This is a genomic window from Mycobacteriales bacterium (assembly GCA_036497565.1).
Classification (GTDB): domain Bacteria; phylum Actinomycetota; class Actinomycetes; order Mycobacteriales; family QHCD01; genus DASXJE01.
Window position 1 is genome coordinate 1 of the sequence record DASXJE010000152.1, and the last position, 6659, is coordinate 6659.

Sequence of the window (6659 nt, forward strand, 5' to 3'; positions counted from 1 at the left end):
GCGATTTCGGTCGTGATGGCGCCGTATCCGGCGTCGGCGAGCCGCTTTCCGTAGACGTCACGCGACTTCTCCGCGCTCGCCCGCTGCTCGTCGTCGGTGTAGTAGATCGCCGACCGGTACTGACTGCCGACGTCATTGCCCTGGCGGAGACCCTGCGTCGGGTCGTGGTCCTCCCAGAACACGGCGAGCAACGCCTCGTAGGAGACGGCCTTCGGGTCGTAGACGACCAGGACCGACTCGGCGTGGCCGGTGCGACCGCTGCACACCTCTTCATACGTCGGGTTGGGGGTATGTCCACCGGCGTATCCCGCGGCGGTGCTGTAGACGCCCGGGGTCTGCCAGAAGATCTTCTCCGCGCCCCAGAAGCAGCCCAACGCGAACTCCGCGGTGTGCATCCCGTCCGGGAACGGCGGCACGATCCGGTGCCCCGACACGGCGTGCTCGGCCGGAACGACCATCGGTTCGGAGCGGCCCGGTAGCGCGTTGTCGGCGGTCGGGATGTCGTGCGAGCGGTGGAAGAGACCCATGCCAACCAGGTTAGGTCGCTGAGCGGCGCCGCGCAGCGTGCTCCGGATCACCCGGCCAGATCATCTCGCCATCTCCGATTGTTCACCGAGAGTGCTGATACCGTCGCTTTGAGGAGCCGGTCGGGTTGTACCCGGAGGGTGGATCGATGCGACTCGCCGTGCGCCGCGCCCTTCCCATCATCGTCACCTCCGTCGTGATCGCCGGGTTGGCAACGACGGCCGCCGTTGCGCAGCCGGCCGTGCCCGGAGCGACGGGACCACCGACGAAGGCCGTCAGCTACCGCGGCTACCACGTCGCGGTGCCGGCATCGTGGCCTGTCTACGACCTCGCCCGATGGCCGACGACGTGCGTCCGCGTCGACGTGCACGCCGTCTATCTGGGTCATCCCGGCCGGAGTCAGCGCTGCCCGGCCCACCTCGTCGGCCGGACGACCGCCCTGCTGCTCGAGCCCTACGACGCGATCGCCCGCCGGCACGTGTCACGGGACGCGAGCGCCGTACAGATGCTCTCCACCCGGACACCGGGTGCCAATAGCCAGGTGCTCGTCACCGCGACCTACCGCACGGATCGCGGAGCCGCGCTCGCGGTGCTGGCCGCAGGTTCGCCGCTCTCCCGCGCCCGTCCCGCGGCGGAGCCGATCCCGACGCAGCTCACCCCTGCTGCGCCAGGCGGTCGGACATCCGCCACACCGCACACCTCGACCACGCCGTCGACGCTCACGACCCACGGCTACGGCTTCGACACGTGCGCAGCTCCGGACACGGCGACGATGAATGCCTGGCGGGCGTCGCCGTACCGCTCGGTCGGCATCTACATCGGCGGGATCAACCGGGCGTGTGACTACGGCAACCTCACGGCCGCCTGGGTCAAGACCGTGCACAGCTACGGCTACACCTTCATACCGGCCTACGTCGGGCTGCAGTCTCCCTGCACGTTCGAGGGCGGCGTGCGGATGTCGCTGGACGCGGCCACGGCAAGCGCACAGGGGAAGTCCAACGCGCTCGGCGCCGTCCTCGACATGCAGTCCCTCGGCCTGGGAGCGGGAAACCCGGTATACGTCGACATCGAGCACTACAAGGGCAGCCGCGCCTGCTCGCTCGCGGTCCTGAACTACATGAGCGCGTGGACTACCGAGCTGCACCAGCACGGCTACCTGGCGGGCTTCTACGGCAGTGCCACGACCGACCTCAACGACAACTACGGGTCCAAGACCTTCATCGGCCCTGATGCACTGTGGATCGCCCGGTGGAACGGCGTCGCGTCGACCATCGGCGACCCGGTCGTACCCGACTCACACTGGCCGGGGCGTCGGCTGCACCAGTACGCCGGCGGGCACTTTGTGACGTACCGCGGCGCACGTCTCAACATCGACAGCGACTTCCTGAACGGCCCGATCGGTGCGCCGGGCATTGTGGCGGCGCCCGGCGGCGCCAAGGGGGTGCGCAACCTGGGCGGTTCCCTCGCCGGCGGGCCGGACGTGACCTCGCAGAGTGCGAAGCGGCTGGACGTCGCGGTGCGTGGCCCCGGCAACCACCTGTACGTGAAGTCGTTCAACGGCAGTGCGTGGTCTGGCTTCCGCGCGCTGTCCGGGACGATCACCTCCGATCCGGCCATCGTCTCGTGGGCTCCCGGGCGGCTCGACGTCTTCGGCCGCGGCGGAAGCGGCGACCTGGTGCACGCCTGGTCGGTCAACGGCACCTGGTTCGGCTGGGACCACCTCGGCGGGCGCATCATCGGCGGCCCGAGTGCGGCGAGCCAGGGCAACCGGCAACTCGACGTCTTCGTCCGCGGCACCAATTCGCAGCTCTACACCGACTCGTTCCACGACAACCGCTGGACCGGATTCCACGTCCATGGCGGTCTGCTGCGGTCCGACCCGGCCGGGGTGTCCCGCAGCGCCGGACGACTCGATGTCGTCGCGCAGGGCGGCGGCGGCATCCTCGTCCGCCGGTCCCTGATCGACGGGGTCTGGTCAACCTGGGAGCACATCCCGGCAAGCCTCAGCGGCGGGCCGGGAATCGCCTCGGCCAGCGCCGGCACCCTCGACGTCTACGCCCGCAGCACGTCGCGGCAGTTGCTGCAGATCAGCTGGAATTCCCGGTGGGGAGCGTGGCGGCCGCTGACCGGAAGTCCGATCTCCAATCCGGCGGTGGCCTCGGTGACCGGTCGCACGGACGTCTTCTTCCAGAACGGCACCGGCAACCTCTCCCAACAGTGGTACGCCGGGCCCTAGTCCGATCTGCCCACCGGCCGCGGTTTGTCGGGATAGTTTCCCAATGTGCACCCACCCGAGCGGGCGGCGTCGATTGCCGTCCATCCTCCGAACGGGCCGGTCCGTGCGGTAGCCGTCGTCCTGCACGGTGGGCGCGCGAACAGCATGGGGAGGGCCTCGCCGTGGCAGCTCGCGGCATTGCGGATGCGGCCCTTCGCCCGGGCGCTGGTCTCGGCCGGCGGCCCGCTCGGCCTCGCCGTCTGGACCCTCGGCTACCGCTATCGCGGCTGGAATGGTGCGGCCGCACACCCGGTGGCCGACGCCCGCTGGGCGCTCGACCAGATCGCCGACCGGTACGGCGAGATCCCGGCCGCACTCGTCGGGCACTCGATGGGAGCCCGCGCCGCGCTGCGGGTCGCCGGGCACCCGCGGGTGGTCAGCGTCGCCGCGCTCGCACCGTGGCTGACCGAGGACGACCCGGTCGAGCAGCTCGCGGATCGCACCGTGCTGATCGCGCACGGCGACCACGAGCGGATGACCGATCCGCGGCAGTCGTACTCATACGCGGTACGTGCCCGGAAGGTGACGAGTCGGGTCTGCCGGTTCGACGTGCGCGGCGACGGTCATGCCATGCTCGGCCGGGCGCGGGACTGGCACGACCTGGTCCGCCGCTTCGTACTCGGGACGCTCGAGATGCAACCGCTCGACCCCGAAATTGCGAACGCCTTACAGGACCCCACACCCGAGGGGCTCCGGGTCCCGCTGTCCCGAACGCGCTGAGAGGAGCACCATGGCGCCTGCTCCACCCCGCACCAGGCGACACCCGGGAATCGGGCGGCCCCGCCTGGCCGTCGTCGGCAGCGGCGTATCGGGGCTCACCGCGGCGTACGTCCTGCAGGGTGCCTACGACGTCACGCTGTTCGAGTCGGAGTCGCGGCTCGGCGGTCACGCCCACACCCACGACGTGCCCACCGCCGACGGCCGGCTGATCCCGATCGACACCGGCTTCATCGTGCACAACGAACGGACCTACCCCCACCTGCTCCGCCTCTTCCGGGAGCTCGGGGTGTCCACTCAGGACAGCGACATGAGCATGAGCGTGCGCTGTGACGGCTGCGGACTGGAGTACGCCGGTGCGCGGGGGCTCCGCGGTTTCGCCGCCCAGCCCAGCGCGCTGCTGCGCCCGGAATACGTCCGGCTGCTCGCCGAGGTGCGGAAGTTCCACCGGCAGGCACGTCGGGTGCTCGACTCGGACGAGTGCGAAGGTCTGACCCTCGGCGGCTTCCTCGCGCAGGGCGGCTACTCGACCTTCTTCGCGCAGCACTTCATGATGCCGTTCGTGTCGGCGGTCTGGTCGGCCGGACTGGGGTTGGCCCGCAAGTATCCGGCGCGCTACCTGTTCGAGTTCTTCGCCCACCACGGGATGCTCACCGTGTCGGGCGCACCGGTGTGGAAGACGGTCGTGGGTGGCTCCCGCAGCTACGTGGAGCGGGCCGCCAAGGGGCTGTCCGCGGTCGAGGTATCGACTTCCGTCCGATCGATCCGCCGGTACGAGGACGGGGTCGAGATCCGCGACGACATGGATCAGGTCCGCAGCTTCGACCGGGTGGTGGTGGCGACCCATGCCGACCAGGCGCTGTCGATGCTCGAAAACCCCACCGCCGACGAGCGCGCCGTACTCGGGGCGATCCACTACTCGCGCAACGAGACCGTCTTCCACACCGACGCGTCACTGCTGCCACGAAGCACAGGCGCCCGGGCGTCGTGGAACTACCTGCTGACCGAGTGCGCGCCGCCGGACGAGAAGGTGCACGTCAGCTACCACATGAACCGCCTGCACCAGATCCACGAGCCGGTCGACTACGTGGTGACCCTCAACGAGCCGGGTCTGGTGAGACCCGACTCGGTGCTCGACCGGATGGTCTACGAACACCCCATCTACACCGGGGAGTCGCTCGCGGCGCAGCGGCGGCTGCCGTCCCTGAATCTCGGCCGGACGGCGTACGCCGGCGCGTACCACGGCTGGGGATTTCACGAGGACGGATGCCTCGCGGGTGTGCGCGCGGCTCAGGCGTTCGGTGTCGAATGGTGACTTCAGCGTCGACGCCGGCGATCTACCGGTCCCGGGTGACCCATGCCCGGCGGGGAACGACGGCGAACGAGTTCGGTTACGACCACGCGATGTGGCTGGTCGACCTCGACGACCTGCCCCGGCTGCCGTGGTGGCTGCGGGCCTTCGCCCGGTTCGAATCCCGCGACCACCTCGGCGACGCCGACCGGTCGATCCGGGGCAACCTCGACCGGTGGCTCGCGAGCCAGGGCGTCCAGGTCACCGGCCGTGTCGTGATGCTCACCAATGCCCGATCGCTCGGCTACGTCTTCAACCCCATCACCGTCTACTGGTGCCACGATGCGGCCGGGCCGCAGGTCTGCGTCGTCGCGGAGGTGCACAACACCTATGGCGAGCGGCACTGCTACCTGCTCCGGCCCGACGAGACGGGCCGGGCCACGACCGAGAAGCAGTTCTACGTTTCGCCGTTCCTCGAGATGGGTGGCCGCTACCTGATCCGGGTCGCGCCGCCCGGGGACACGCTGCATGTGACCATGGCGCTGCGGCAGGGCGAGGTGACCCCGTTCGCGGCGACGTTGACCGGCCGGCGGGTCCCGGTCACCGTGGGCACGGTGGTCCGGTCCGTGATAAGTCATCCACTGTCCACATACCGGGTCAGTGCGCTGATCCGGTATCAAGGGGTGAAGCTTTTTCTGCGGAAGGTGCCGGTCGTCCGGCGTCGACCGCACATCCCTCAGGAGGGTGTGCAGTGAGTTCGGACACGGCTCGCAGCGGTCCGGTCGCGAGGCGCGGTGTCGCGCGTCCGGCCGAGGACCGCTGGCCTGGGTTGGCGGTCCCGCCGCCGACGCGGGCACGGGGGCGGCTGGCCAGGTTGGTGTTCGCGCGGGCGGTCGGTCGGGTCGGTGTCCGCGCGACCTTCCCGGACGGTCGATCGATCGGCAGCATCGGTGCGGACGTGCCGGTGATGCGGCTGGTCGACGCCGATGCGTTCTTCCGCCGGCTCGGGGTAGACGGCAAGATCGGCTTCGGCGAGTCCTACATGACGGGCGACTGGGACACCGACGACCTGCCCGGCGTACTCACGGCGTTCGCCGGCGGCGTGCGGACTCTCGTTCCGCCCCGGCTGCAGTTCCTCCGCCGGTGGTACGACGCGCGTCAGCCCGACGACGAGGACAACACGATCGAGGGCGCGCGGGCCAACATCCACCGGCACTACGACCTCTCGAACGAGCTCTTCGCGCTGTTCCTCGACGAGACGATGACCTACTCCGGGGCGTGGTTCGAACCGGACGACTCCCTGTCCGAGGCCCAGGTGCGCAAGATCGACGGCATCCTCGACATGGCCGGGGTGGGCAGCGACACCCACCTGCTGGAGATCGGCACCGGTTGGGGGGCACTGGCGATCCGGGCGGCGGCGCACCGCGGTGCCCGCGTCACGTCATTGACCATCTCGGCGGAGCAGAAGGCTCTGGCCGAGGCGCGGATCGAGGCGGCCGGGGTGGCCGACCGGGTGCAGGTGCTGCTCCGGGACTACCGCGAGGCGCAAGGTCAGTACGACGCAGTGGTCAGCGTGGAGATGATCGAGGCGGTGGGCGAGCGCTACTGGTCGACGTACTTCGGTGCGCTGGACCGGCTGGTGAAACCGGGCGGCCGGGTGGCGCTGCAGTCGATCACCATGCCGCACGACCGGCTGATGCTCTCGCGGCACTCCTACACCTGGATGCACAAGTACATCTTTCCCGGCGGACTGTTGCCGTCGATCACGGCGATCGAGAAGAACCTGGCCGAGCACACCGGGCTCCGGCTGGTCGAGCGGCGCGATCTCGGCACCGACTACGCCGAGACGCT

6 protein-coding genes are annotated in these 6659 nt (G+C 69.8%); 5 read left to right on the forward strand and 1 reads right to left on the reverse strand.

What is annotated here, in order from left to right; translation table 11 throughout:
- Window positions 1-527, reverse strand: a 527-nt coding sequence (gene msrA / locus VGH85_13360; GenBank protein HEY2174789.1) for a peptide-methionine (S)-S-oxide reductase MsrA, incomplete at its 3' end; no start/stop codon positions are given.
- A 146-nt stretch (window positions 528-673) separates the two neighbouring features.
- Between msrA and VGH85_13365 the strand changes: the two genes are divergently transcribed.
- The 5 genes from VGH85_13365 to VGH85_13385 form a co-directional block, all read left to right on the forward strand.
- Window positions 674-2761, forward strand: coding sequence for a glycoside hydrolase domain-containing protein (locus tag VGH85_13365; GenBank protein HEY2174790.1), 2088 nt, complete (start codon window positions 674-676; stop codon window positions 2759-2761).
- Window positions 2762-2806: 45 nt separating this feature from the next.
- Entirely contained in the window at window positions 2807-3520 is a 714-nt protein-coding gene (locus VGH85_13370; protein ID HEY2174791.1) for an alpha/beta fold hydrolase, read from the forward strand.
- Window positions 3521-3530: 10 nt separating this feature from the next.
- Window positions 3531-4832 carry an FAD-dependent oxidoreductase gene (locus VGH85_13375; protein ID HEY2174792.1) on the forward strand — a complete coding sequence of 434 codons (1302 nt, stop codon included), beginning with the start codon at window positions 3531-3533 and terminating at the stop codon, window positions 4830-4832.
- Complete coding sequence (locus VGH85_13380) at window positions 4829-5563, forward strand: DUF1365 domain-containing protein (GenBank protein HEY2174793.1); 735 nt, start codon at window positions 4829-4831, stop codon at window positions 5561-5563. The genes VGH85_13375 and VGH85_13380 overlap by 4 nt, the downstream gene beginning before the upstream one ends.
- Window positions 5560-6659: class I SAM-dependent methyltransferase (locus VGH85_13385; protein HEY2174794.1), on the forward strand; the 1100-nt coding region annotated here is incomplete at its 3' end. The genes VGH85_13380 and VGH85_13385, both read left to right, overlap by 4 nt.

Coding starts and splice junctions, on each gene's coding strand:
- VGH85_13365 (HEY2174790.1), top strand. CDS start 674: ATGCGACTCGCCGTGCGCCGCGCCCTTCCCATCATCGTCACCTCCGTC.
- VGH85_13375 (HEY2174792.1), top strand. CDS start 3,531: ATGGCGCCTGCTCCACCCCGCACCAGGCGACACCCGGGAATCGGGCGG.